This window comes from Achromobacter sp. Marseille-Q4962 (assembly GCF_943737005.1).
Lineage (GTDB): Bacteria > Pseudomonadota > Gammaproteobacteria > Burkholderiales > Burkholderiaceae_B > Achromobacter.
Genome location: NZ_CALSFU010000070.1, coordinates 1 through 1,482 on the forward strand (window position 1 = coordinate 1; position 1,482 = coordinate 1,482).

The window sequence follows — 1,482 nt, forward strand, 5'->3', positions numbered from 1 at the left end:
GGCATCTGTCGTCGCAGCGCGCGGCGCCGCGGGTGGCCGCGGCCCCGTCCGCGCCGCGGCCGCAGGCCGATGCGGGCGAGCGGGCGCAGCAGCGTCCGGCCGGCGCGCCGGCGGCCAGGCTGGCGCACAGCCGGCCGGCGTCCGGCGACCAGGCCCATCAAGGCCAATCCGGTCAGGGGCAAGCGAATCAAGGCCAGGCGAATCAAGGTCAGGCCCAGGAAGACCCGGCGGCCGAGCCCCGCGTGGCGGACGCCGCGCGCGGCGCGGCGCGCAAGCCGGCTCCGCGGGTAACGGGCGAAGGCGCGGTGGCGGCGCGCCCGCCCCGGCGTTCCGTGGCCCGACCCGCGGCGGAAACGGCCAGGCCGGCGGCGCGCCGCCAGGCGCCGGCCGACGACGATTGGGAATCTTTCTGATTTGGCAGCAACAGTGTCGTGGGATATCGAGGCAGCAGAAACCTGAATGCAGGCATGCCCGGTCGGACCGGATGCCGCCGGGTGCTTAGCGGAAGAGACTGAAAATGTTTAGCAATATCAAGGTTCGCACCGGATTGATGCTCGCGCTGGCGGTGGTGGCGGTCGCGGCGTTTGTCGCCATCGCGCTCGGCTGGAGCAATACCCGCGCCAATGTCGAAGCCATCAATGCGCTGGACAGCCTCAGCGTACAGCAGAACAACCTGATCAAGGACGCCTATACGCAGATGCTGCGCGCGACCATCCGGGCCGACATCGTGGCGGCGCAACGCGCGACCGGAGACACGGCGGGCGCCGCCGACAACGCGCGGCTCATGCAGCAGCTGCTGGACGACGCGCAGAAAAAGATGCAGGCGTTCAAGGCCATTCCCAAGATCACGAACGTGGGCAAGACGCGCGAGAGCGAACTGCTCAATGCGTTCAACAACTTTGCGCAAGCGTCGCAGGCCATGCTTGCCGCGCTCGAGCAGGGCGACGGCGCGGGCTACCTGAGCATCAAGAACGGCAAGGCCGGCGCCGCCAGCGGCGCGTTCTACAAGCAGCTCACGGAGTTCTCGCAGGAGATCAACGCCTACAGCGCGGAACGCATCTCCCGCTCGCGCTCCGAAAGCGCCCTCATGGCCTACGTATACGGGGCGCTGGTCCTCCTGGTGGCCGCGATGCTGGCCGGGGCGTTCGCCTTTATTACGCGCGTCATCCTGCGCCCTCTGCGCAGCGTGGGCGAAAGCTTTGACAGGATCGCCGCCGGCGACCTGACGGCGCGGGTGGAAGCGACTTCCACCAATGAGATCGGCGTGCTCCTGGCTGCCGTCAAGCGCATGCAGGAGAGCCTGACGCGCACGGTGGCGGCGGTGCGTCGCGGGGTGGACGAAATCAACGTGGGCGCGCGCGAGATTGCGGCGGGCAACACGGACCTGTCCAGCCGCACCGAAGAGCAGGCGGCGTCGCTGGAGCAGACGGCGGCGTCGATGGAAGAGCTGGCCTCGACGGTCAAGCAGAACGCGGACAATGC

General features: G+C 69.1%; 1 protein-coding gene and 1 pseudogene. Both read left to right on the forward strand.

Annotated features, from left to right (window positions below; all coding sequences use genetic code 11):
* Window positions 1-413, forward strand: a pseudogene (locus NGJ44_RS23075) (hypothetical protein); the annotation flags it as partial.
* Window positions 414-517: 104 nt separating this feature from the next.
* The coding region (locus NGJ44_RS23080; RefSeq protein WP_251866061.1) for a Tar ligand binding domain-containing protein at window positions 518-1,482 on the forward strand (965 nt) is incomplete at its 3' end.